The organism is Zeimonas sediminis, assembly GCF_023721795.1.
In the GTDB taxonomy this organism is placed as follows: domain Bacteria; phylum Pseudomonadota; class Gammaproteobacteria; order Burkholderiales; family Burkholderiaceae_E; genus Zeimonas; species Zeimonas sediminis.
Map to the genome: position 1 here is coordinate 558,782 of NZ_JAMQYE010000002.1, position 22,669 is coordinate 581,450.

Annotated in this window: 25 protein-coding genes and 1 pseudogene; 5 read left to right on the forward strand and 21 right to left on the reverse strand. The window is 70.4% G+C overall.

What is annotated here, in order from left to right; all coding sequences use genetic code 11:
- Window positions 1-195: 195 nt before the first annotated feature.
- From recX to ribBA, 8 genes and pseudogenes are all read right to left on the reverse strand, one after another.
- Entirely contained in the window at window positions 196-723 is a 528-nt protein-coding gene (gene recX, locus M6I34_RS17970) for a recombination regulator RecX (protein ID WP_272487180.1), read from the reverse strand.
- A gap of 25 nt (window positions 724-748) precedes the next feature.
- Window positions 749-1,801, reverse strand: a complete 1,053-nt coding sequence (recA, locus tag M6I34_RS17975) for a recombinase RecA (protein WP_418953566.1) — start codon at window positions 1,799-1,801, stop codon at window positions 749-751.
- A 94-nt stretch (window positions 1,802-1,895) separates the two neighbouring features.
- Complete coding sequence (locus M6I34_RS17980) at window positions 1,896-2,444, reverse strand: CinA family protein (protein ID WP_272487181.1); 549 nt, start codon at window positions 2,442-2,444, stop codon at window positions 1,896-1,898.
- A gap of 21 nt (window positions 2,445-2,465) precedes the next feature.
- On the reverse strand, window positions 2,466-3,002 hold the full coding sequence (locus M6I34_RS17985; protein ID WP_272487182.1) for a phosphatidylglycerophosphatase A family protein: 537 nt from the start codon (window positions 3,000-3,002) through the stop codon (window positions 2,466-2,468).
- Window positions 2,980-3,948: a thiamine-phosphate kinase gene (thiL, locus tag M6I34_RS17990; protein ID WP_272487183.1), complete on the reverse strand. Its 969-nt coding sequence runs from the start codon at window positions 3,946-3,948 to the stop codon at window positions 2,980-2,982. The genes M6I34_RS17985 and thiL overlap by 23 nt, the downstream gene beginning before the upstream one ends.
- Complete coding sequence (nusB, locus tag M6I34_RS17995) at window positions 3,945-4,424, reverse strand: transcription antitermination factor NusB (protein WP_272487184.1); 480 nt, start codon at window positions 4,422-4,424, stop codon at window positions 3,945-3,947. Before nusB ends, thiL begins: the two co-directional genes overlap by 4 nt.
- A gap of 83 nt (window positions 4,425-4,507) precedes the next feature.
- Window positions 4,508-5,017, reverse strand: a pseudogene (gene ribH, locus M6I34_RS18000) (6,7-dimethyl-8-ribityllumazine synthase); the annotation flags it as partial.
- Between the two features lie 2 nt (window positions 5,018-5,019).
- Window positions 5,020-6,153, reverse strand: a complete 1,134-nt coding sequence (gene ribBA, locus M6I34_RS18005) for a bifunctional 3,4-dihydroxy-2-butanone-4-phosphate synthase/GTP cyclohydrolase II (RefSeq protein ID WP_272487185.1) — start codon at window positions 6,151-6,153, stop codon at window positions 5,020-5,022.
- 125 nt (window positions 6,154-6,278) lie between these two features.
- Here ribBA and M6I34_RS18010 point away from each other — a divergent pair, with 125 nt between their 5' ends.
- Window positions 6,279-6,776, forward strand: coding sequence for a DUF7931 domain-containing protein (locus M6I34_RS18010; protein ID WP_272487186.1), 498 nt, complete (start codon window positions 6,279-6,281; stop codon window positions 6,774-6,776).
- Between the two features lie 52 nt (window positions 6,777-6,828).
- Here M6I34_RS18010 and M6I34_RS18015 read toward each other — a convergent pair whose 3' ends face one another.
- Complete coding sequence (locus tag M6I34_RS18015) at window positions 6,829-7,446, reverse strand: riboflavin synthase (protein ID WP_272487187.1); 618 nt, start codon at window positions 7,444-7,446, stop codon at window positions 6,829-6,831.
- A gap of 13 nt (window positions 7,447-7,459) precedes the next feature.
- On the reverse strand, window positions 7,460-8,596 hold the full coding sequence (gene ribD, locus M6I34_RS18020) for a bifunctional diaminohydroxyphosphoribosylaminopyrimidine deaminase/5-amino-6-(5-phosphoribosylamino)uracil reductase RibD (RefSeq protein WP_272487188.1): 1,137 nt from the start codon (window positions 8,594-8,596) through the stop codon (window positions 7,460-7,462).
- A 138-nt stretch (window positions 8,597-8,734) separates the two neighbouring features.
- Between ribD and M6I34_RS18025 the strand changes: the two genes are divergently transcribed.
- Window positions 8,735-10,441, forward strand: coding sequence for a thiamine pyrophosphate-binding protein (locus tag M6I34_RS18025; RefSeq protein ID WP_272487189.1), 1,707 nt, complete (start codon window positions 8,735-8,737; stop codon window positions 10,439-10,441).
- A gap of 227 nt (window positions 10,442-10,668) precedes the next feature.
- On the opposite strand, the gene nrdR is transcribed toward M6I34_RS18025, so the two are convergent.
- From nrdR to tyrS, 6 genes are all read right to left on the reverse strand, one after another.
- Window positions 10,669-11,139: a transcriptional regulator NrdR gene (gene nrdR / locus M6I34_RS18030; RefSeq protein ID WP_272487190.1), complete on the reverse strand. Its 471-nt coding sequence runs from the start codon at window positions 11,137-11,139 to the stop codon at window positions 10,669-10,671.
- A gap of 70 nt (window positions 11,140-11,209) precedes the next feature.
- Window positions 11,210-12,457: a serine hydroxymethyltransferase gene (glyA, locus tag M6I34_RS18035; protein WP_272487191.1), complete on the reverse strand. Its 1,248-nt coding sequence runs from the start codon at window positions 12,455-12,457 to the stop codon at window positions 11,210-11,212.
- A gap of 66 nt (window positions 12,458-12,523) precedes the next feature.
- Window positions 12,524-13,186, reverse strand: a complete 663-nt coding sequence (locus tag M6I34_RS18040; RefSeq protein WP_272487192.1) for a histidine phosphatase family protein — start codon at window positions 13,184-13,186, stop codon at window positions 12,524-12,526.
- Window positions 13,183-13,815, reverse strand: coding sequence for a YbhB/YbcL family Raf kinase inhibitor-like protein (locus M6I34_RS18045; RefSeq protein ID WP_272487193.1), 633 nt, complete (start codon window positions 13,813-13,815; stop codon window positions 13,183-13,185). The genes M6I34_RS18040 and M6I34_RS18045 overlap by 4 nt, the downstream gene beginning before the upstream one ends.
- A gap of 81 nt (window positions 13,816-13,896) precedes the next feature.
- Window positions 13,897-14,361: a D-aminoacyl-tRNA deacylase gene (gene dtd / locus M6I34_RS18050; RefSeq protein WP_272487194.1), complete on the reverse strand. Its 465-nt coding sequence runs from the start codon at window positions 14,359-14,361 to the stop codon at window positions 13,897-13,899.
- 28 nt (window positions 14,362-14,389) lie between these two features.
- A complete protein-coding gene (gene tyrS / locus M6I34_RS18055; RefSeq protein ID WP_272487195.1) occupies window positions 14,390-15,673 on the reverse strand; it encodes a tyrosine--tRNA ligase in 1,284 nt (427 codons plus the stop codon).
- Between the two features lie 139 nt (window positions 15,674-15,812).
- Here tyrS and M6I34_RS18060 point away from each other — a divergent pair, with 139 nt between their 5' ends.
- Both M6I34_RS18060 and M6I34_RS18065 read left to right on the forward strand, forming a co-directional pair.
- Complete coding sequence (locus M6I34_RS18060; protein ID WP_272487196.1) at window positions 15,813-17,123, forward strand: peptidoglycan DD-metalloendopeptidase family protein; 1,311 nt, start codon at window positions 15,813-15,815, stop codon at window positions 17,121-17,123.
- Between the two features lie 29 nt (window positions 17,124-17,152).
- On the forward strand, window positions 17,153-18,316 hold the full coding sequence (locus M6I34_RS18065) for an anhydro-N-acetylmuramic acid kinase (RefSeq protein ID WP_272487235.1): 1,164 nt from the start codon (window positions 17,153-17,155) through the stop codon (window positions 18,314-18,316).
- Here M6I34_RS18065 and erpA read toward each other — a convergent pair.
- The 4 genes from erpA to rplM all read right to left on the reverse strand — a co-directional run bounded on the left by erpA (window position 18,306) and on the right by rplM (window position 20,805).
- Complete coding sequence (gene erpA / locus M6I34_RS18070; RefSeq protein ID WP_272487197.1) at window positions 18,306-18,656, reverse strand: iron-sulfur cluster insertion protein ErpA; 351 nt, start codon at window positions 18,654-18,656, stop codon at window positions 18,306-18,308. The genes M6I34_RS18065 and erpA overlap by 11 nt on opposite strands.
- A gap of 72 nt (window positions 18,657-18,728) precedes the next feature.
- On the reverse strand, window positions 18,729-19,790 hold the full coding sequence (gene argC / locus M6I34_RS18075; protein ID WP_272487198.1) for an N-acetyl-gamma-glutamyl-phosphate reductase: 1,062 nt from the start codon (window positions 19,788-19,790) through the stop codon (window positions 18,729-18,731).
- A 189-nt stretch (window positions 19,791-19,979) separates the two neighbouring features.
- The gene (gene rpsI / locus M6I34_RS18080; protein ID WP_147704316.1) at window positions 19,980-20,372 is read right to left on the reverse strand and encodes a 30S ribosomal protein S9; all 393 of its coding nucleotides are present in this window, start codon (window positions 20,370-20,372) and stop codon (window positions 19,980-19,982) included.
- A 4-nt stretch (window positions 20,373-20,376) separates the two neighbouring features.
- On the reverse strand, window positions 20,377-20,805 hold the full coding sequence (rplM, locus tag M6I34_RS18085; protein WP_272487199.1) for a 50S ribosomal protein L13: 429 nt from the start codon (window positions 20,803-20,805) through the stop codon (window positions 20,377-20,379).
- Between the two features lie 609 nt (window positions 20,806-21,414).
- On the opposite strand from rplM, the gene M6I34_RS18090 reads away from it, so the two are divergent.
- Window positions 21,415-21,837: an OsmC family protein gene (locus M6I34_RS18090; RefSeq protein ID WP_272487200.1), complete on the forward strand. Its 423-nt coding sequence runs from the start codon at window positions 21,415-21,417 to the stop codon at window positions 21,835-21,837.
- A gap of 50 nt (window positions 21,838-21,887) precedes the next feature.
- Here M6I34_RS18090 and coq7 read toward each other — a convergent pair whose 3' ends face one another.
- The gene (gene coq7, locus M6I34_RS18095; protein ID WP_272487201.1) at window positions 21,888-22,550 is read right to left on the reverse strand and encodes a 2-polyprenyl-3-methyl-6-methoxy-1,4-benzoquinone monooxygenase; all 663 of its coding nucleotides are present in this window, start codon (window positions 22,548-22,550) and stop codon (window positions 21,888-21,890) included.
- Window positions 22,551-22,669 lie beyond the last annotated feature (119 nt).

Here is a 22,669-nt window from a genome sequence, read left to right on the forward strand (position 1 = left end):
CAGACATTCACCTCGCCACACGGACGCACGCCGCTGTGCAGCGGCGTGTGGCAAGGACTGACATCGATCGGTTCGACCTCGGGAAGCCGACCGAACGGCCGGCGGAAAAGCCTCGGAGTTTAGCACGCGACCAGGTGCGCGCTGCGGTGCGGCAAGGCCCGCCGCAGCCTGCGGACGGCGTCTGCGCGAGCGTAACTAGCCGGCCGGATCGAAGGGGTCGTCCGCCGGGTCGAAGGGCTCGGCCTCGTCGGGATCGGAACGACCGCCGACGACGCGGCGGACGACGTCTGCGCGAAATCCGCGCGACATCAGGAAACGGATTTGCCTGGCACGGGCCTGCGGAGAGTCGGGCGGCGCGCCGAACCGGCGCTGCCAGAGGGCCCGCGCACGAAACAGTTCGCTCTTCTCGAGCTCCGACACCTCCCGCTCGACCAGCGCCGGCTCGACCGCATGCGAGCGCAGTTCGTGCCGGATCAGCGCCGAGCCGAAGCGCTCGGCCTTTCGATGCACCAGCGACTCGGCGAAGCGCTGGTTCGACAGCAGCCTGGCAGCCTCGAGCTCGTCGAGCACCCGCTCGAGCGCCTCGGGCGACTCGGCATGCGGCGCCAGCTTGCGTTGCAGCTCGAGCCGGCTGTGCTCGCGCCGCGACAGGAAGCGCAAGGCCCGGCCCTTGAGCGAAAGCTGCGGACGCCTTCGCTGCGGCGAGCCCGACGCGTCGCTCACTGCCCGGCGCGGCACCGGCCGCCGATCAGGCCGCCTGCTCGGCGGAACCGCGACCGGCGACGCCGAAATGCTCGCGAATGCGGTTCTCGATGTCGAGGGCCATTTCAGCATGCTCGCGCAGGTACTCGCGCACGTTGTCCTTGCCCTGCCCGATGCGTTCGCCGCCGTAGCTGTACCAGGCGCCGCTCTTCTCGACGATGTTGCAGTTGACGCCGAGGTCGATTATCTCGCCCTCTCGCGAGATGCCTTCGCCGTAGAGGATGTCGAACTCCGCCTGCTTGAACGGCGGCGCCACCTTGTTCTTGACGACCTTGACACGGGTCTCGTTGCCGATGACCTCGTCGCCCTTCTTGATGGAGCCGGTGCGCCGGATGTCCAGGCGGACCGACGAATAGAACTTCAGCGCATTGCCGCCGGTGGTGGTTTCGGGATTGCCGAACATCACGCCGATCTTCATCCGGATCTGGTTGATGAAGATGACCAGGCAGTTGGTGCGCTTGATCGTGGCGGTCAGCTTGCGAAGCGCCTGCGACATCAGCCGCGCCTGCAGGCCGGGCAGCGAGTCGCCCATTTCGCCTTCGATCTCGGCCTTGGGGGTGAGGGCCGCGACAGAGTCGACGACGATCAGGTCGACCGAGCCCGAACGCACCAGCGCGTCGGCGATTTCCAGTGCCTGCTCGCCGGTGTCGGGCTGGGAGATCAGCAGGTCTTCGAGCTGCACGCCCAGCTTGGAGGCGTACTGGACGTCCAGTGCGTGCTCGGCGTCGATGAAGGCGCAGGTGCCGCCCAGCTTCTGCATTTCGGCGATGACCTGCAGCGTGAGCGTGGTCTTGCCCGAGGACTCGGGGCCGTAGATCTCGACGACCCGGCCGCGCGGAAGGCCGCCGACGCCCAGCGCGATGTCCAGCCCGAGCGAGCCGGTGGAGACGACCTGGATGTCGCGCTCGACCTCGGCGTCGGAGAATTTCATGATCGCGCCCTTGCCGAACTGCTTTTCGATCTGGGCCAGGGCGGCGCTGAGTGCCTTGCCGCGCTCGGTGCGGGATTTCGCGTCGTTCATGTCGATGACTTTTTCCATGGTGCTGGCCCTCGTCCGGATCGGGATTCGATGGTCCGGATTATTGCACAGCGATACTGTATAAACAATCAGTCTTTCGGCCTAGGCCGCCCGCTCAGGCGCCGGCGTCCAGCCCGATCTCCATCAGCCGCTCGCGCGCGCGCCTGAGCGCGTGCAGCGCCGCCCGGGCCCGCACGGCGCTCCGGTCGCCGGGGAAGCGGACCGTTTCGGTGCGCGCCTCGGCATCGAGCGCCGACCAGCCGAAGCAGACGGTGCCCACCGGTTTGCCGGGCACCGCGCCGCCCGGGCCGGCGATGCCGGTGATCGACAGCGCCAGCTGGGCCCGGCTGCGCGCCAGCGCGCCGTCGGCCATCTCCCGGGCGACTTCCTCGCTGACCGCGCCGTGCGCCTTCAGCGTGTCGGCTGAGACCCCGAGCAGGTCGGCCTTGGCGGCGTTGCTGTAGGTGACGAAACCGCGCTCGAACCAGTCGCTCGAGCCGCCGATCTCGGTCAGCGCCCGGCTGACCAGGCCGCCGGTGCAGGACTCGGCGCAGGCGATCGTCCAGCCGCGGTCGCGAAGCGCGTGGCCAAGGGCCACGGCCGCCTCGACCACCTCGTGCTCCAGGTCGGCGATCTCTTCGCCGCGCGTTTGCGCTGCCTCCATCCGTTTCCTCCGGGAATCGGTTCAGCCGGCCGGGGCGCCGCCGACCCAGGCATCGAACAGCGCGAACACGAACAGCGTGTACAGCGCCGCGAGCAGGTCGTCGAGCATCACCCCGAACCCGCCTTTCAGCTTCGCATCGTAATGCCTGATCGGCGGCGGCTTGACGATGTCGAAGAAGCGGAAGAGGACGAAAGCCGCCAGCTGGGACTGCCAGCCGGCCGGCACGAACAGCAGCACCAGCCAGAAGGCGACGACCTCGTCCCACACGATTGCGCCGTGGTCGGCCACGCCGAGGTCGCGCGCGGTGCGCTCGCAGGCCGGCACGCCGACCGCGAAGGCCAGCGCCAGCACGACCGCCCAGAGCACGGGCGAGAGCAGCGGGTCGAAGGCCACGAAGACCAGCCAGGCCCACAAGGTGCCGACCGTGCCCGGCGCGCGCGGCGAAAGGCCGCTGCCGAAGCCCAGCGCGATCCAGCGCGAAGCCCGCGCCCGCATGAAGCGCGCGGAGGGGCGGACCGGCTGCCGCGCCTCGCCCTCAGGCGAAATGGTCGAAACCATGGCCAGCCCAGGCGATCGGGCGGTCGCGCTCGTCGAGGATCCGGACCGCGTCGCCGGCGTCGAACTCGCCGATCCGGGTCAGGCGCAGGCCGAGCCGCTCGCCGAGCGCCTCGATCGCGATCCGGTTCTCGGGCGCGGCGGCGAACAGCAGCTCGTAGTCGTCGCCGCCGGCGAGCGCCAACCGCATCCGCCGCTCCTGCGGCAAGGCCCGCAGGGGCCCGGACACCGGCACGCGCGGCCAGACCAGCTTCGCGCCGACGCGCGAGCGCTCCAGGACGTGGCCGAGGTCGCCGGCCAGCCCGTCGGAAAGATCGATCGCCGCGCTGGCGAGGTGGCGCAGCGCCAGCCCCAGCGCGACCCGCGGCTCGGGGCGGTCGAGGCGGATTCGCGCCGGATCCTCCTCCGCAAGCGGCCGGCCCTGCTTTCGCTCCTCGACCGCGAAGGCCGCCGCGCCGAGTTCGCCCGACACCCACAGGTCGTGCCCGGGCTGCGCGCCGTCGCGCCGCAAGGCCGCGCCCGCCGGCACCCGGCCGATCACCGTGATGCAGACGTTCAGCGGCCCGCGCGTGGTGTCGCCGCCGATCAGTTCGCAGTCGTGGCGGTCGGCCAGCGCGAACATCCCGCGGCTGAACTCGGCCAGCCAGGCCTCGTCGGCGCTCGGCAGCGCCAGCGCGAGCGTGAAGGCCAGCGGCTGCGCGCCCATCGCGGCCAGGTCGGAGAGGTTGACCGCCAGCGCCTTGTGGCCCAGCGCAGCCGGGGCGACGTCGTCGAAGGCGTGGCGGCCACCGACCAGCATGTCGGTGGCGATCGCCAGGCTCTCCCCGGGCGCCGGCGCGCCGAGCAGAGCGCAATCGTCGCCGATGCCCAGCTGCGCATGGCGGGCCGGGCCGCGGTCGAAGAAGCGGCCGATCAGCTCGAACTCGCCCAGCCCGCCGGCCGGGCTCATTGCCGCGCGCCCGCCTCGACCGGCCGGAGCTTCGCGGCCACCCGGTCGAGGACGCCGTTCACGTACTTGTAGCCGTCGGTGCCGCCGAAGGTCTTGGCCAGCTCGACGGCCTCGTTGATGACGACCCGGTAGGGCACCTCGGGCGTGCGCGCGAGCTCGTAGGCGCCGAGCAGCAGCACCGCGTGCTCGACCGGGCTCAGCTCGGTCGTCTTGCGGTCGAGGTGCGGCGCGATCGCCTCGTCGAGCTCGGCGGCCGCCTCGATCGTGCCGTGCAGCAGCAGCTTGAAGTGGTCCTGGTCGGCCTTCTCGAAGCCCGGGCTGCTGGCGGCCACGTGGGCCTCGATCGCGCCGGCGTCCTCGCCCGAGAGCAGCCACTGGTACAGGCCCTGCACCGCGAGCTCGCGGGAACGGCGCCGCGCGTTCTTCGGCGCGGTGCCGCCCGCCCCGCCGCGCGCCGCCGGGCGCCCGGTGGCCATCAGTGCGCCTTGCGGCTGCCGGCGCCGCCCTCTTCGTCGTCGTCGAGATCGTCGTCGAGGTCGTCGAAGTCCTCCTCCCCGACCTCGTCCTCGTCGAAGTCGTCGTCTTCGTCGTCCTCGTCGTCGCCCGCCAGCGTGGACAGCGACAGCGACATGTTGGCCATCTCGACCGCTACCCGGGCCGCGTCGGCGCCCTTCTCGGCGGCGCGGACCTCGGCCTGCTCGTCGTTCTCGGTGGTGAGGATCGCGTTTGCGATCGGCAGGTTGAAGTCGAGCGCCACCCGGCTCACGCCGGCCGCGCTCTCGTTCGACACCACCTCGAAGTGGTAGGTCTCGCCGCGGATCACGGCGCCGAGCGCGATCAGCGCGTCGAAGCCGCCCGAGGCGGCCAGCTGTTGCAGCACGAGAGGAATCTCGAGCGCGCCCGGCACGGTGCAGACGAAGATGTCGTCGGAGTCGACGCCGAGGTCGACCAGCTGCTGCAGGCAGGCGTCGCGCAGAGCGTTGCAGACAGGCTCGTTGAAGCGGGCCTGCACGATGCCGATCCGCAGGCCCGCGCCGTCTAGGTCAGACTGGAACACGCCGATTTCCATGATTACCGATTCTCCTGTGGCCCAGGCTCGAATCCGACCACCTCGAGGTCGAAGCCGGCCATGCTGGGGATCTTGCGCGGCTGCGAGAGCAGCCGCATTCGCCCGACGCCCAGGTCCTTCAGGATCTGCGCGCCGATGCCGTAGGTTCTGAGGTCGACCTTGCCCACCCTGCGCCGGGTCGATGCGGCCGTTTCCGCTTCGCCCTGCGGGGCGGCGGCCGCCAGTTCGGCGAACAGCACGTCGGCCGGCTGCGCGCAGTTCAGCAGCACGACCGCGCCGCAGCCTTCGTCGGCGATCCGGCGCATCGCGCGCGGCAGCGGCCACGAGTGCCCGTGCGCCCCGGCGTCGAGCAGGTCGAGCACGGTCAGCGGCTCGTGCACCCTCACCAGGGTCTCGCGGTCGGGAAAAATCTCGCCGAGGCTGAGCGCGAGATGGGGCGCGCCGCCCGGCTTGTCGCGGTAGGCCGTCAGCGTGAAGGCCCCCCACGGCGTCTCGATCGGCCGCTGCGACAGCCGCTCGACCAGGCTCTCGTTCGCGTTGCGGTACTGGATCAGGTCGGCGATCGTGCCGATCTTCAGGCCGTGCTCGCGACCGAACTCGATCAGGTCGGGCAGGCGCGCCATCGTGCCGTCGTCTTTCAGGATCTCGCAGATGACGGCGGCCGGCGTGAGCCCGGCCAGCTGGGCCAGGTCGCAGCCCGCCTCGGTGTGGCCGGCGCGCATCAGCACGCCGCCCGGCTGGGCCTTGAGCGGGAAGATGTGGCCGGGCTGGACGATGTCGTCGGGCTTCGCATCGCGCGCCACCGCGACCTGGATCGTGCGGGCGCGATCGGCCGCCGAGATGCCGGTGGTCACGCCCTCGGCCGCCTCGATCGAAACGGTGAAGTTGGTGCCGTGCACCGTGCCGTTGGCCGAGACCATCAGCGGGAGCCGGAGCTGCCGACAGCGCTCCTCGGTGAGCGTCAGGCAGATCAGGCCGCGCCCGAACCGCGCCATGAAATTGATCGCCTCGGGCGTGACGAAGTCGGCGGCAAGGACGAGGTCGCCCTCGTTCTCGCGGTCCTCCTCGTCGACGAGGATGACCATGCGGCCGGCCTTGAGCTCGGCGATGATCTCGGGGGTGGTGGCGAGTGACATGGCGGCATTTTACGCCGTCCGACCGCCCCAGCCGCCGCCCGGCCGCCGGCGTTCGACCGGCCGGCGCCCGCCGGGCGAGACTGCCCGCGTTCCGGGCCTGCGCCCGGCAGGAGGGAGCCCCGACGATGGACATCGACCCGATCGACCTGCAAGGCTACCGCCGGCTGGAGGCCCGCGGCCCGGCCCGCGAGGCCTTCGACCGCTGCCTCGCGCGGGCGCGCCGCTCGCTCAGGATCTTCGACGACAACGGAGAGTTCTGGGGCCTGGAGCGAAAGGCCTTCGCCGACGCGGTGAAGGCGCTGCTGGATCGCGACCGCGACGCCTCGGTGGCGATCGTGCTGCACGACACCGGCTTCGTCGAGCGCCACTGCCCGAGGCTGCTCGCGCTGCTCGGCACGCACGCGCCGCGGCTGCGGATCGCGCCGGCCGACCCGGCGGTGCGCGCCTATGAGCGCGGCTTCGTCGTCGTCGACGACACGGTGGTGCTGCGCCGGCCGAGCTTCGGCAGGTCGCGCGCTTTCCTCGACTTCGACGAGGCCGAGGTCGCGGCCGCCGGGAAACTGCTCGACGAGCTGCTCGACGGCGCCCTCCCCAGCCTGTCGGTCAACGTGACCGGCCTTTGACGCGCAGCGCGCGGCACGGCGCGCGCCCCGGGCGGCGAGCCGCTCGCCGCGCCTACTGCCGCTCCTGCGACAGCATCCGTTCCACGTAGCGCGCGATCAGGTCGACCTCGAGGTTCACCCGCGCGCCCGGCGCGAGCGCCTTCAGCGTGGTGACCTCGATCGTGTGCGGGATCAGGTTGATCTCGAAGACGCAGCCTTCGGCAGTGTCCTCGACCCGGTTGACCGTCAGGCTCACGCCGTTGACCGTGATCGAGCCCTTGTAGGCGAGGTACTTGCCCAGGGCCGCCGGCGCGCGCACCGCGAGCAGCCACGACTCGCCGACCGGCTCGAAGCGCACCACCTCGCCGAGTCCGTCGACGTGGCCCGACATCAGGTGGCCGCCGAGCCGGTCGGCCAGCCTCAGCGCCTTTTCCAGGTTGACCTCGCCGGGCGCGTCCAGGCCCGCCGTCTTCGACAGGCTCTCGCGGGAAACGTCGACGGCGAAGCGCCCGCCTTCGATCGCCACCGCGGTCATGCAGGCGCCCTGGATCGCGATCGAGTCGCCGATCGCGACGTCGGACAGGTCGAGCGACCCCGCATCGACGGTGAGCCTGACGCCGGCCCGGGGGCCGCCGGCCAGCGGCTCGATCTTCTCGATGCGGCCGATCGCCGCGACGATTCCGGTGAACACCTTGTCGCTTCCTCTACGAATTGGGATGCAGCTCGGCCGCACCGCCGGTGGGGGCCGCCGGCAGGCGGTCGGGCAGCCGCGCCAGCAGCCGGACGTCGTCGCCGACCCGGTCGACCGCGCGGAACTCCAGGCGCCGCGCCGCTTCGAGCTCGGCCGGCGGCATCAGTTCGGCCATGCCGGTCGCGTTGCCCAGCAGCACCGGCGCCAGGTAGACGAGCAACTCGTCGACGCAGTCCTCGCGCAGCAGCGAACCGTTCAGCCGGTGGCCGGCCTCGACGTGCAGCTCGTTGACGCCGCGCGCCGCGAGCTCGCGCAGCAGTGCCGGCAGGTCGACCTTGCCCTGCGCGTTGGTGATCTCGACGACCTCGCAGCCGCGGTCCTTCAGCTCGTCGACCTTGGCCGGGATCGACCGCGCGCAGGCGACCAGCAGGTTGCCGCCGCGGACGATGTTCGCGTCGAGGCCGACCTCGAGCCGCGAGTCGACCAGCACGCGCAGCGGCTGGCGCGGCGTGTCCACCGCGCGCACCGTGAGCCGCGGGTCGTCGTCCTTCACCGTGCCGATGCCGGTCAGCACCGCGCAGGCCCGCGCGCGCCACGCGTGGCCGTCGTCGCGGGCCGCCGGCCCGGTGATCCACTGACTGCGGCCGTCGGGCAGCGCGGTCCGGCCGTCGAGGCTGGCGGCGATCTTCATGCGCACCCACGGCCGCTGGCGGGTCATCCGCGACACGAAGCCGATGTTCAGCTCGCGCGCCTCGTTCCCGAGCAGGCCGCAGCGCACGTCGACGCCCGCCTCGCGCAGCTTCGCCAGGCCGCGGCCGCTGACCAGCGGGTTCGGGTCCTCCATCGCCACCACGACGCGGCCCACGCGCGCCTCGAGCAGCGCGTCCACGCAGGGCGGCGTGCGGCCGTGATGGCTGCAGGGCTCCAGCGTGAGGTAGACGGTGGCGCCGCGGGCGGCGCCGTTGGCCTGGGCCAGCGCGAGCACCTCGGCGTGGGGCTCGCCGGCGCGGCGGTGCCAGCCCTCGCCGACCACCTGCCGGTCGCGAACGATCACGCAGCCGACCCGCGGGTTCGGCGTGGTGGACCACATGCCGAGCGCGGCGAGCTCCAGCGCGCGCGACATGTGCTGGTGATCGGCTTCGGTGAACATCCGCGAGGCCCCGGAATGGATCGTTGCGATGCCGGATTATCGCCGCAGTCGCGGCGATGCCCCTGCCGGCGAGGCTAGAATCGGGGCGATCCCGGCAATCGAACATCGGCGCAGCAGAGCCTGCGCGCAGGAGCCCCAGTGACCGCGACCACCGCCCCCAGCGCCCGCCCCGGCGGCCAGATCCTCGCTGACGCCCTCGCCGTGCACGGCGTCGACACCGTGTTCGGCGTGCCCGGCGAGAGTTACCTGGCCGTGCTCGACGGCCTGTACCCGCATCGCGACAGCATCCGCTTCGTGATCTGCCGGCAAGAGGGCGGCGCCGCGTTCATGGCCGACGCCTACGCGAAGCTCACCGGCAAGCCCGGCGTGCTGATGGTCACGCGCGGACCCGGCGCGACCAACGCCTCGATCGGCATCCACGCGGCCTTCCAGGACTCGGTCCCGATGGTCGTGTTCGTCGGCCAGGTCGGCACCGACTTCATGGACCGCGAGGCCTTCCAGGAGGTCGACTACCGGCGCATGTTCGGCCAGATGGCCAAGTGGGTCGCCCAGATCGACCGCGCCGACCGCATCCCTGAATACGTGGCCCACGCCTTCCAGGTCGCGACCAGCGGCCGGATGGGGCCGGTGGTGCTCGCGCTGCCCGAGGACATGCTGGTCCAGCAGGCCGCGGTGGCCGACGCGCGGCCGCACTCCCCGGTGCGCGCCGCGCCCGCGCCGGCGCAGCTCGAGTCCTTCCGCACGATGCTCGCTGCCGCGCAGCGCCCGCTGCTGATGCTGGGCGGCACCGGCTGGACCCGCGAGGCCTGCGACGACATCCGCGCCTTCGCCGAGGCCAACCGCCTGCCGGTCACCTGCGCCTTCCGCTACCAGGACCTGTTCGACAATCGCCATCCGAACTACGTGGGCGACGTCGGCATCGGCATCAACCCGAAGCTCGCTGCCCGGGTGAAGGAGTCGGACCTGGTCATCGCGATCGGCCCGCGGCTCGGCGAGATGACCACCTCGGGCTACACGCTGCTCGCGGTGCCGCGGCCCGCGCAGAAGCTGGTCCACGTGCACGCCGGCACCGACGAGCTCGGCACCGTCTACCAGGCCGACCTGATGATCGCCTCCGGCATGCCCGAGATCGCCGCGGCGCTGCGCGGCATCGAAGTCGAGTCCTCGGCGTGGGCGGCCAGCGTCGGCGAGGCCCGCGCGCAGTACGAGGCCTGGCAGCGCCAGCCGCCGATCTACACGCAGGCCGGGGAGCCGCCCGCGCTGAACCTGTGGGAGATGGTGCAGGTGCTCAAGCGCGTCGCGCCCGCCGACACGATCGTCACGAACGGCGCCGGCAACTTCGCGACCTGGGCCCATCGCTTCTGGCCCTACGCCGGCCTGCGCACCCAGCTGTCGACCACCTCGGGCGCGATGGGCTACGGCGTGCCGGCCGCGGTGGCCGCGGCCATCGCGGCGCCCGAGCGCACCGTGGTCTGCTTCGCCGGCGACGGCGACTTCCTGATGAACGGCCAGGAACTGGCCACCGCCGCCCAGTACGACGGGGCGCTCGTGGTCATCGTGTTCAACAACGGCATGTACGGCACGATCCGCATGCACCAGGAACGCGAGTACCCGTCGCGCGTGCTGGGCACCGCACTGGCCAACCCCGATTTCGCCAAGTACGGCGAGGCCTTCGGCGGCTTCGGCGCGCAGGTCGCGCGCACCGAGGAGTTCGAGCCCGCGCTGAAGGCCGCGCTGGCCTTCGCGAAGGAGAAGCGCCGCCCGGCGGTCATCGAACTGAAGGTCGACCCGCAGGCGATCACGCCGAACGCGACGCTCGACGCGATCCGGAGCGCGAAGCGATAAGCGGTGACGGGAGGGCCGGGGGCGGGGTTTCCTGCTCGCGGTCCTTGTGCCAGCCGAGTGCTTCCGAAGGGACCGGCGATCAGCGAGGGCGCTGTCCGAGCGATCCCGCAGGGATCGCGAGTTGCGCCCGAGCCGCCGCGGACGAGGAAGACGAGGGAAGCCCCCGCGCAGCGGGGGCCGCAGCACCCGGACCGCGAGCAGGAAACCCCGCCCCCGGCCCCAGCGACTCAGTCGCTTGCGCGCTTGCGCCGCGCCCTGACCTCGAGCACCGCCTCGGCGAACTCGTCGACGTCCTCGAACTTCCGGTACACCGACGCGAAGCGCACGTAGGCGATCTTGTCGAGCTTCTTCAGCTCGCGCATCACCAGCTCGCCGATCTGCTCGCTGTCCACCTCTCGCAGGCCCAGGCTCAGCAGCTTTTCCTCGATCCGGTGGATCGCGGCGTCGACCGCCTCGGCGCTGACCGGGCGCTTGCGCAGCGCGAGCGACATCGACGCGCGCAGCTTGCGCCGGTCGAACTCGGTGCGCGTGCCGTTGCGCTTGACCACTGCCGGCAGCGACAGCTCGATCCGCTCGTAGGTGGTGAAGCGCTTCTCGCAGTGCAGGCAGCGCCGCCGCCGGCGAATGCTGTCCCCCTCGTCGGACTCGCGGGTCTCGACGACCTGCGTGTCGGGGTGATCGCAGAAGGGGCAGCGCATCGCCGCTTACCGGTCGTCCCTGTCCGGACTCGTCGCCGACGGCTTTCCGCTGCCCGTTTCCGACCGGCGCTCAGCCGCCGTAGACCGGGAACTTCGCGGTGAGCTGGTCGACCTTGTCGCGGATCCGGGCCAGCTTGTCGGAATCCTGCGGGTTGTCGAGCACGTCGGCGATCAGGTGGCCGACCTGCGCGACCTCGTCCTCGCGGAAGCCGCGCGTGGTCATCGCCGGCGTGCCGAGCCGGATGCCGCTGGTGACCATCGGCTTTTCCGGGTCGTTCGGAATCGCGTTCTTGTTGCAGGTGATGTGCGCGTCGCCCAGCACCTTCTCGGCTTCCTTGCCGGTGATCTTCTTGGCGCGCAGGTCGACCAGCATCAGGTGCGACTCGGTGCGGCCCGACACGATGCGAAGGCCGCGCTCGGTCAGCGTCTGCGCCAGCACGTTGGCGTTTGCCACCACCTGCTTCGCGTAGTCGCGGAAGGCCGGCTGCAGCGCCTCGTGGAAGGCCACCGCCTTGGCGGCGATCACGTGCATCAGCGGGCCGCCCTGCAGGCCGGGGAAGATCGCCGAGTTGATCGGCTTCTCGTGCTGCGGCGGCATCAGGATGAAGCCGCCGCGCGGGCCGCGCAGGCTCTTGTGCGTGGTGGACGTGACGATGTCGGCGTGCGGCACCGGATTCGGGTAGACGCCGCCGGCGATCAGGCCCGAGTAGTGGGCCATGTCGACCATCAGCAGCGCGCCGACGTCCTTCGCGACCTTCGCGAAGCGCGCCCAGTCGATCCGCAGGCTGTAGGCCGAGGCGCCGGCAATGATCAGCCTGGGCTTCGTCTCGTGCGCCTTGCGCTCCATCGCGTCGTAGTCGATCTCCTCGGCCTCGTTCAGGCCGTAGGACACCACGTTGAACCACTTGCCCGACATGTTCAGCGCCATGCCGTGCGTGAGGTGTCCGCCCTCGGCCAGGCTCATGCCCATGATCGTGTCGCCGGGCTTCAGGAAGGCGAGGAACACCGCCTCGTTGGCCTGCGCGCCCGAATGCGGCTGCACGTTCGCGCACTCGGCGCCGAACAGGCGCTTGATCCGGTCGATCGCGAGCTGCTCCGCCACGTCGACGAACTCGCAGCCGCCGTAGTAACGCTTGCCCGGATAGCCCTCGGCGTACTTGTTGGTGAGCTGCGAGCCCTGCGCGGCCATGACCGCCGGGCTCGCGTAGTTCTCGGAGGCGATCAGCTCGATGTGCGCTTCCTGGCGCTGGTTCTCGAGCCGGATCGCGTTCCAGAGTTCGGGGTCGGTCTGCGCGATGCCGTGGTTGCGGTCGAACATGGCGGAATTCCTCGAAGGCGTCGTCCCGAAGGACGCAAAACCCGGAATTTTACGCGATCGCCCCGATCAGCCCCGCGCCTCGACGTCGTCGAGCGCCTCCTCCAGGTGCGCCACGTCGGCCCAGTCGACCAGGCGAAAGCCCTCGCCGTCGAACGCGATCCGGTTCAGGCTCGCGTTCAGCAGGTCGTGGCCGCGCGGTGCGTCGAGCGGCAGGCCCGCCGCGATCCGGAACGCGCAGTCGAGCACGCCGCCGTGGGCGACCGCCACGACCGTGGCCGACGGGTAGCGCGCGGCCAGCCCGAGCAGCGCGCGCTCCACCCGCGCGTGGAACTCGCGCAGCGATTCGCCGCCCCCCGGCAGCGCGAAATCGGGCTCGCGCGAGCGCCAGCGCTGCCAGGCCTCGGCCTGGTCGCGCTCGAGCTCGTCGTGGGTACGGCCCTCGAAGGCGCCGTAGTGCCGCTCGCGCAGCGCAGGATCGCTCAGCATCGGCAGGCCCAGCGCCCGGGCGATCGGCTCGGCGGTCTGCGCGGCGCGGGACAGGTCGCTGGTGTGCACGGCCGCGATCCGGTGCCGGTGCGGATCGGAAGCGATGCGCCGGCCGGTCAGCTCGGCCTGCCGGCGCCCCTCTTCGTTCAGCGGGATGTCGATCTGGCCCTGGAAGCGGCGCTCGCGGTTCCAGTCGGTGACGCCGTGCCGGACCAGGACGATCGTGGTGCCGCGATCGCTCATTTGCCGGCCAGCCGCGGGTTCAGCGTGTAGGTGCCGGTGATCGAGGCCTGGCCGAGCTTGTGGTGGTCGATGACCTTGCGCGCGTCGGCACCGCCGAAGCGGCCCATCAGCGGCAAGCGGGCCACGTCGAGCGCGTACACGGTGAACACGTAGTGATGGACGATCGAGTCGTTCCACGGCGGGCACGGGCCGTCGTAGCCGAAGTAGTCGCCCGACATGTCGGGGTCGCTGGCGAACCATCCGGTGTAGTCGTTGACGCCCTGGCGCGCGCCGTGCCGGGCAGCGGGCCCCATCTTGCCCTTGGGCGTGACCTTGTCCGAGAACTCGCCGGCTGCGATCGAGGTCACGCCGACCGGCAGGTCGACCAGCACCCAGTGGAAAAAGTCGACCCGCTTCAGCGTGGACGGAATCTCGCGGTCTTCCTGGTTGACGTCTTCGGGGCTGCTCGGCACGTCGTAGTCGTGGCAGACGATCGCGAACGAGCGCGTGCCCACCGGCGCATCGCTCCAGGCGAGATGCGGATTGCGGTTGGCCGACAGCGCCACGCGCGACCTGGGATCGATCTTGCAGAAGGCGAACTCTTCCGGGATCTGTGCACCGTCTGCGAAGGACTCGCTGACCAGTTTCATCGGGGCTGCTCCAGGAGGTTGGTATCGATGCGCCAGACTAGGCCGAGCGCTTCCCGGCAGTCAAGGCGAGGGGTTCCGGCCTCAGGCCGCACGCGCGGCCTCGCGCGCGGGGCTTCGCAACCACAGCGTGACCGGACCATCGTTGACCAGCGAGACCTTCATGTCGGCGCCGAACCGGCCAGCGGCCACCGGACCGTGACTCGACCGGAGGCGCTCGACGAAGGCCTCGTAGAGCCTGCGCCCGTCGTCGGGCGCCGCCGCTCCGGAGAATCCGGGCCGGTTGCCCGACGCGGTGTCCGCCGCCAGCGTGAACTGAGAAACGACCAGCAGCCCGCCCGCGACGTCCTGCACGCTGCGGTTCATCCGGCCGGCCTCGTCGGCGAAGCAGCGCAGCTTCAGCAGCCGCTCCGCGAACCGGTCGAGGTCGGCGTCGGCGTCGCCACGCTCGGCGCAGAAGAACACGAGCAGCCCGCGGCCGATCTCGCCGACCGTCTCGCCGTCGATTCGAACCGCGGCCTCGCTCACGCGTTGGATCAGCGCGAGCATCAGGCGAGCGCTCCTGCGGAATCGAGCACTACGCCAGCTCGACCCGCGCGAACCGCCGCTTGCCCACCTGCACCACGTAGGTGCCGGCGGCCAGCTTCAGGCCCTTGTCCTCGATGCGCTCGCCGTCGATCCGCACGCCGCCCTGCTCGATGTTGCGCATCGCGTCCGAGGTCGACGCCACCAGCCCCGCCTGCTTGAGCAGCTGCGCGACGCCCAGCGGCGCGCCCGACAGCTGCACCTCGGGCATGTCCTCGGGCAGCGCGCCCTGCCGGAAGCGCGCCTCGAAGTCGGCCAGCGCCTGCCCGGCCGCCGCCTTCGAGTGGAAGCGGGTCACGATCTCCTGGCCGAGCATCACCTTGGCGTCGCGCGGATTGCGGCCGGCCGCGCACTCGGCGCGCAGCGCGGCGATCTCGCTCATCGGCCGGAACGACAGCAGCTCGAAGTACTTCCACATCAGCTCGTCGGAGATCGACATCAGCTTGCCGAACATCTCGCCCGGCGCCTCGGTGATGCCGACGTAGTTGCCCTTGGACTTCGACATCTTCTCGACGCCGTCCAGCCCCTCGAGCAGCGGCATGGTCAGGATGCACTGCGGCTCCTGGCCGTACTCGCGCTGCAGCTCCCGCCCGACCAGCAGGTTGAACTTCTGGTCGGTGCCGCCGAGCTCGATGTCCGACTTCAGCGCGACCGAGTCGTAGCCCTGCATCAGCGGGTACAGCAGCTCGTGGACCGAGATCGGCACGCCCGAGCGAAAGCGCTTGGTGAAGTCGTCGCGCTCGAGCATGCGGGCCACCGTGTACTTCGCCGCGAGCTGGATCATGCCGCGCGCGCCCAGCGGATCCGACCACTCGGAGTTGTAGCGGATCTCGGTCTTCTCGCGGTCGAGCACCAGCGCCGCCTGCTCGAAGTAGGTCTTCGCGTTCTCCTCGATCTGCTCGCGGGTCAGAGGCGGGCGGGTCGCGTTGCGGCCGGACGGGTCCCCGATCATCGCGGTGAAGTCGCCGATCAGGAAGATGACCGTGTGCCCGAGGTCCTGCAGCTGGCGCATCTTGTTCAGGACCACGGTGTGGCCCAGGTGCAGGTCGGGCGCGGTCGGATCGAGCCCGAGCTTGATCCGCAGCGGCCTGCCGTCGGCTTCGCTTCGGGCCAGCTTGGCGACCCATTCGGACTCGACCAGCAGTTCGTCGCAGCCGCGCCTGGTGACCGCGAGCGCCTCGAGCACCCTTTCGCTGACGGCCGGCCGCCCCTGCGCCGCACTGCCGGTCGGTCGCTCTCCGCCGTCCGTCGTAAGGGAATGCCTTTCAGGAGCCATTTCCGCGCCCTTGTCGCCCATTTTTCGATATGTTTCCTGTAATATTTCCGCTTTGCCGAGTCCGGGCAGCGGTGCGGGGATCGTTCGTGCCGTTTTTTGTCGACGGACCCGAAGGTTCGGATTCTAACGAACAGGCCCAATGACCCGAATTTCCGATCCCCGCTTCAACAAGGTCGCCGTCGCGGTCGCCGCAACGCTCACCTTCGCCGCGGTCACCGCCTTCGGCGTCGCCCCGTTGCGGGAGGCCGAGCTCCCGGCCCCCGAAACCGTCGTCGAGTCGCTGGTCTTCCAGCCCGAAATCGCCGAGACCCCCGACAGCTTCGTCCAGACCGAGCGAATCCGCCGCGGCGAGACCCTCGCCTCGCTGCTCGAGCGGCTCGGCGCGGCAGACGCCGACTTCCTGCAGTTCGCCAGCAGCGACAAATCCGCGCGCAAGCTGCTCCAGCTCTACGCCGGCCGTTCGGTCACCGCCGAGATCGACGGCCTGGGCCGCGTGATGTCGCTGCAGTACCGCTACGGCAACCTGGTCATCGACGGCCAGGAGAACGCCACCCGCCTCACGATCAAGCGCGAGGGCGAAGGCTTCGTCGCGGTCGACGAGCCGGTGCCGCTGGACCGCCACACCGCGATGGCCGCGGTCACGATCAATTCCTCGCTGTTCGCCGCCACCGACGCGGCCGGCATCCCCGATCGCGTGGCCTCGATGGTCGCCGACATCCTCGACGGCGAGGTCGACTTCCGCCGCGACCTGCGCCGCGGCGCCGAGCTGCGGGTGCTGTACGAGACCGTGCGCGAGGCCGACAGCCTCGACGGCCCGGTCGGCACGCGCGTGCTGGCGGTGCAGCTGCTCAACGACGGCGAGCGCCACGAGGCTGTCTGGTTCGAGCGCGACGACGGCAAGGGCGAGTTCTTCGGCTTCGATGGCCGCGGCATGCGCAAGGCCTTCCTGCGCAACCCGATCGAGTTCAGCCGGGTCAGCTCGGGCTTCACCAATCGCCGCCTTCACCCGGTGTTCGGCAGCGTGCGCGCCCACAAGGGCGTCGACTTCGCGGCGCCGTCGGGTACGCCGGTCCGCGCGTCCGGCTCCGGGGTCGTGGACTTCGCAGGCTGGCAGAACGGCTACGGCAAGGTCGTCGTGCTGCGTCACCGCAACGGCGTCGAGACGCTGTACGCGCACCTGCGCGGCTTCGCCTCGGGCCTGAACAAGGGCGACAAGGTCGAGCAGGGCGAGGTGATCGGCTACGTCGGCATGACCGGCTGGGCCACCGGTCCGCACCTGCATTACGAATTCATGGTGGACGGCCGGCAGGTCGACCCGATGAAGGTCGCGATGCCCGAGTCCGAGCCACTCGAGGCTGCCGAGCGCGAGCGCTTCGCTTCCCACGCGGAGCAGGTGGCGGTGCAGCTGGCCCAGCTCGATCCGCTTCGCATCGCAGCCCGCTTCGAGTGAGTCCGCCGGTCCGGCTCTGCGCCGGGCTGATGTCCGGGACCAGCGTCGACGGGGTCGATGGCGCGCTGGTCGAGTTCCCGCTCGATTCATCCGTGGCAGCCGGCACGGCCCTGCCGCGTACCCTCGCCTTCCGTTCGCGCCCGTTTCCCGCCCCACTGCGCGGGCAGCTGCAGGCCCTGCAGGCACCGGGCCACGACGAGCTGGGCCGCGCCGCGCTAGCAGCCAATGCGCTGGCCGACCTCTATGCCGGGGTCGTCGGCGACCTTCTCGAAGCGGCCGGCACCGCCGCTTCCGACGTGTCCGCGATCGGCGCGCACGGCCAGACGGTCCGCCACCGGCCGGAACTGGGCTACACGATCCAGCTGCTGAGCCCGGCGCGCCTCGCCGAGCTGACCGGCATCGCAGTCGTCGCCGACCTGCGCAGCGCCGACGTGGCCGCCGGCGGACAGGGTGCGCCGCTGGCGCCGGCCTTCCATGCCACGGTGTTCGCCCATCCCCGGCTTCGAAGGGCGATCGTCAACCTGGGCGGAATCGCCAACGTGAGCCTGCTCGAGGCGTCGGAAGTCTTCGACGGCCGGCTCGACACCACCGGGTCCGTGCCCGCTGCCCCGGTGCTGGGCTTCGACACCGGCCCCGCGAACACGCTTCTCGACCTGTGGTGCGAGCGGCACACCGGACAGGCCTTCGACCTCGACGGGAAATGGGCAGCGGGCGGCCGGGTACTCGACGGCCTGCTCGAGAGTCTGCTCGACGAGCCCTATTTCCGGATCGCGCCGCCCAAGAGCACCGGGCGGGACCTCTTCGATGCCCGCTGGCTCGAGCGCAAGCTGGCCGAGTCGGGCGCGGGCGGCGCCGAGCCGCGCGACGTGCAGGCGACGCTGGCCGAGCTGACCGCGATCACCGTGGCCGAGCCTTGCCGGCAGTTCGCGGCAAGGGAAGTCTGGGTGTGTGGAGGAGGCGCGCGCAACGCGCACCTGATGGGCCGGCTCGCCGCGCTGCTGCCGGGCGTGTCACTGGCGGATACCGGCCGTCTGGGGATCGATCCCCAGGCCGTCGAGTCGATGGCCTTCGCGTGGCTGGCGCACCGGCACCTTGCCGGGTTGCCGGGGAACCTGCCCTCCGTGACGGGGGCCGGCGGCCCTCGCCTGCTGGGGGCGCGGTGGCCGGCCGGCGGGAACCCGATCAGGCGCTGAACGAAGACCCGCAGCCGCAGGTCGTGGTCGCGTTCGGGTTCTTGATGACGAACTGGGCGCCCTCGAGGTCTTCCTTGTAGTCGATCTCGGCGCCGACCAGGTACTGGTAGCTCATCGCGTCGATCAGCAGCGTGACGCCGTTCTTCTGCATGACGGTGTCGTCGTCGTTGGTTTCCTCGTCGAACGTGAAACCGTACTGGAAGCCCGAGCAGCCCCCGCCCTGCACGAACACGCGCAGCTTCAGGTTGTCGTTGCCTTCTTCCTCGATCAGCTGGCGGACCTTGTCGGCCGCGCTGTCGGTGAACAACAGGGGAGCCGGCATCTCGGCAACAGCATTCATTCGATCACCTCCGTGAGTGTCGGAAATTGTAGTGGCGGCGCGATAACCCCGCCACCGAAGTGGGTCAGCCGTTCAGGGCAGGACGGGCAGCTGGGTCAGTCCGGTGTCCTCGGGCAGCCCGAACATCAGGTTCATCACCTGCACGCCCTGGCCCGACGCACCCTTGACCAGGTTGTCCTCGACGACCAGCACGATCAGCAGGTCGGTGCCCGCGGGCCGGTGGACCGCGATCCTGACCATGTTCGAGGCGCGCACCGAACGCGTTTCCGGCGTGGAGCCCGCAGGCATCACGTCGACGAAGGGCTCGCCGGAGAAGCGCTCTTCGTAGAGCCTCTGGAAGTCGAGCTTCGCGCCGGCCGGCGTGAGGCGCGCGTACAGCGTCGAGTGGATGCCCCGGATCATCGGCACCAGGTGCGGCGTGAACTGCAGGGCGACCGGCTTGCCGGCGATCGCCGCCAGCCCCTGCGCGATCTCGGGCGAATGGCGGTGCCCGGTCACGCCGTAGGCCTTGAAGTTGTCCGAGGCCTCGGCCAGCAGCGTGTGGACCTCTGCCTTTCGCCCCGCGCCCGACACGCCCGACTTGCAGTCGGCGATCAGCGAATTCCGATCGACGATGTCGCCGCCCGCCGTGGCGACCGCCTGCGGATCGAGCACCGGCAGCCAGCCCAGCTGGACCGATGTCGGGTAGCAGCCCGGCAGGCCGATGACCCGCGCCTTGCGGATCGCGTCGCGGTTGACCTCGGGCAGGCCGTAGACCGCCTCGGCCAGGATGTCCGGACAGCTGTGCGGCATCTTGTACCAGCGCTCGAACTCGGCCGTGTCCTTCAGGCGGAAGTCGGCCGCCAGGTCGATCACCTTGACCCCGGCGGCGAGCAGCTCCGGCGCCTGCGCCATCGCCACGCCGTGCGGGGTGGCGAAGAAGACCACGTCGCACTCGGCGAGCGGCGCGCTGGCCGGATCGGTGAAGGCCAGCTTCACGCGGCCGCGCAGCGACGGGTACATGTCGGCGACCGGCATTCCGGTCTCCTTGCGCGAGGTGATCGCCACCAGCTCCACCTGCGGATGCTGGGCGAGCAGGCGCAGCAGCTCGACCCCGGTGTATCCGGTGCCCCCTACGATTCCGACCTTGATCATCGCCGACTCCTTTTCGGTCGATTGTCCGCGAAGACCCGGCCAGATGGCTACGCCCGGAAACCAGCGGACAACAAACGAAACACCCGGAAAACAAAAAAGCCGCCTGCGGAAGCGAGGCGGCTTTCCTTCGAAGCACCGGCCGCCTCCGAAAACGAAGCGCCCGGCCCTTCCGGAGACCGAAGTCTCCGATCAGCGCTTCGAGAACTGCTTGCGGCGTCGCGCCTTGTGCAGACCGACCTTCTTGCGCTCGACCTCGCGCGCGTCGCGCGTGACCAGGCCGGCAGCCGAAAGCGCGGGCTTCAGCGTTTCGTCGTAGTCGATCAGCGCGCGGGTGACGCCGTGGCGCACCGCACCGGCCTGGCCGGACTCGCCGCCACCGTGCACGTTGACCTTGATGTCGAAGGCCTCGAGGTTGGCGGTCAGCTCGAGCGGCTGGCGCACGACCATGCGGCCGGTCTCGCGGGCGAAGTATTCGTCGAGCGGCTTGCCGTTGACGACGAACTTGCCCGAACCCTTCTTGATGAAAACCCGCGCGACCGAGGTCTTGCGGCGGCCGGTGCCGTAGTAGTAATCGCCGATCATCGCGTCAAACCTCCAGAACCTTCGGCTGCTGAGCCGTATGCGGATGGGTGGGCTCGGCGTAGACCTTGAGCTTCTTGATCATCGCGTAGCCGAGCGGGCCCTTCGGCAGCATGCCCTTGACCGCCTTCTCGAGCGCGCGGCCCGGGAAGCGCGACTGCATCTTGCCGAACGTGGTTTCGGTGATACCGCCGGGGTAGCCGCTGTGGCGGTAGTACTTCTTGTCTTCGGTCTTGGCGCCGGTGACGCGCAGCTTGCCGGCGTTCACGACGACGATGAAGTCGCCGGTGTCGACGTGCGGCGTGTACTCGGGCTTGTGCTTGCCGCGCAGGCGGAGCGCGATCTCGGCGGCCAGGCGGCCGAGAACCTTGTCGCTGGCGTCGATGACGAACCAGTCGCGCTTCACTTCATGCGGCTTGGCGGAAAACGTCTTCATGACTTCTCTCTCGGGGAACCCGCCGGCGCGCCCCGGGCCCCGCCGGGCTTGTGCCCGCGGAACCCGCCGCGCTGCGAGTCGAATTCAGCCGCCCAGACGGCGGAAAGCTTTAAATTATAGCGGCGAACCGGCCGCCGCGTCAAAGGCCTGCGTTCGGGCAACCGTGGCGCCCCTGTCGACGCGCCCCGCACGTGGCGCGAAGCCAAAAAAAAGCCCGAACTCTAGGGTTCGGGCTCAATCCACCAAAGGAGGAGGGTGGAGGAGACATCGGGGGTCGTCGTCGACGACCGATGGCTGCACTATAGCGAAGCTTATTGTGCAATGCAAGATCGGTAGCCGGCTCCCGACTGTCCGGCCGACCGAGGCCGACGAACGGCCCCGGAATACAAGAAACTCGAAAATATTCAATAGATTACAGACCACCCGGCGATGCGGCGCCGCCAGCCGCCTACGTGATTCCCACAATTCGAAAACGGAAACCGACGCGCGGAACCGGAATCCGCGCGATTTATTGCGTCGCAAAACGGAACGCCGGCCGGCGGGCCGGTCGCGATGCGGCGCCCCCGTACAATCGCGATCGTTCGAATCGTCCCGACAGGAGCCCCGAGAATGGAATGCACGGTCAGATGGACCGGCCTGAGCGGCATGAGCTTCGTCGCCGAAACCGGCAGCGGCCATGCGGTGGTGATGGACGGCGCCCCGGAGGGCGGTGGCCGCAACCTCGCCCCCCGGCCGATGGAGATGGTGCTGCTCGGGACCGGCGGCTGCAGCGCCTACGACGTCGTCGTGATCCTGCGCAAGAGCGGACAGGACATCCGCGGCTGCGAGGTCCAGCTGAAGTCCGAGCGGGCTGAAACGGACCCGAAGGTCTTCACCCGGGTCCACTTCCATTTCGTCGTGCGCGGCCGCGGCCTGAAGCCGAACCTGGTCGAACGGGCGATCAAGCTGTCGCACGACAAGTACTGTTCGGCGTCGGCAATGATCGGCAAGACCGCCGAGATGACGCTGGACTGGGAGATCGTCGAGGACTGACCGGTCGGCGGGCGCCGCATGCGCCGGCCGCGATCGCGCCAGTCTTCCCTCTAGAGGTAGTGCGCGGTGCCGGTCATCACCCTGGCGGCCATCCGCATGGCCAGCCGCACCGGCAGCGGCAGCTCGGCGCCACCGAGCCGCATCGCGTCCTCGGCGTGCCTCACCTCGTCTTCCTTCATCTGGTCGACGATCAGCCTGGAGCGCCGGTCGTCGGCAGGCAACCTGTCCATGTGGCCGGCCAGGTGCTCCTCGACCTGCCGCTCGGTCTCGGCCATGAAACCGAGGCTGACCCGGTCGCCGGCGCGGCCGGCCAGCATCCCCAGCGCGAAGGCGCCCGCGTACCAGAGGGGATTGAGCAGCGACGGCCGGGCGCCGAGCTCGTCGAGCCGCTGGCGCGTCCAGGCGAGGTGATCGCCCTCCTCGACCGCGGCCTGCCTGAACTGGCGAGCGAGCGCCGGATCGGACGTGGTGGCCGCCTGCCCCTCGTAGAGTGCCTGCGCGCAGACCTCCCCGACGTGGTTCACCCGCATCAGCGCGCCCGATAGCCGGCGATCGTCGGGACTGGCCGGTCCGTCGTCGGCAAGGCCGGCGGCCGGGTTCGGCCGGGTGGCCGGCACTGCGTCGGCCAGCGTGGCCATGGCGCGGCCCAGGCCGGCCAGCGATCGATCCAGGGCGGATTCGCGGCGGAAGGCGGACGACGGGTTCGCGGACATGGCCGACTCCGGGTGAGGCGCCCAAGGGGGCGGGCGCTCGAAGTGTTGCGTGGTGGCGACATCATAGCGTCGAAGCGCGGCGAAAGCCGCCGCGGCGCGGGCAGACCGTATCCGCGGCG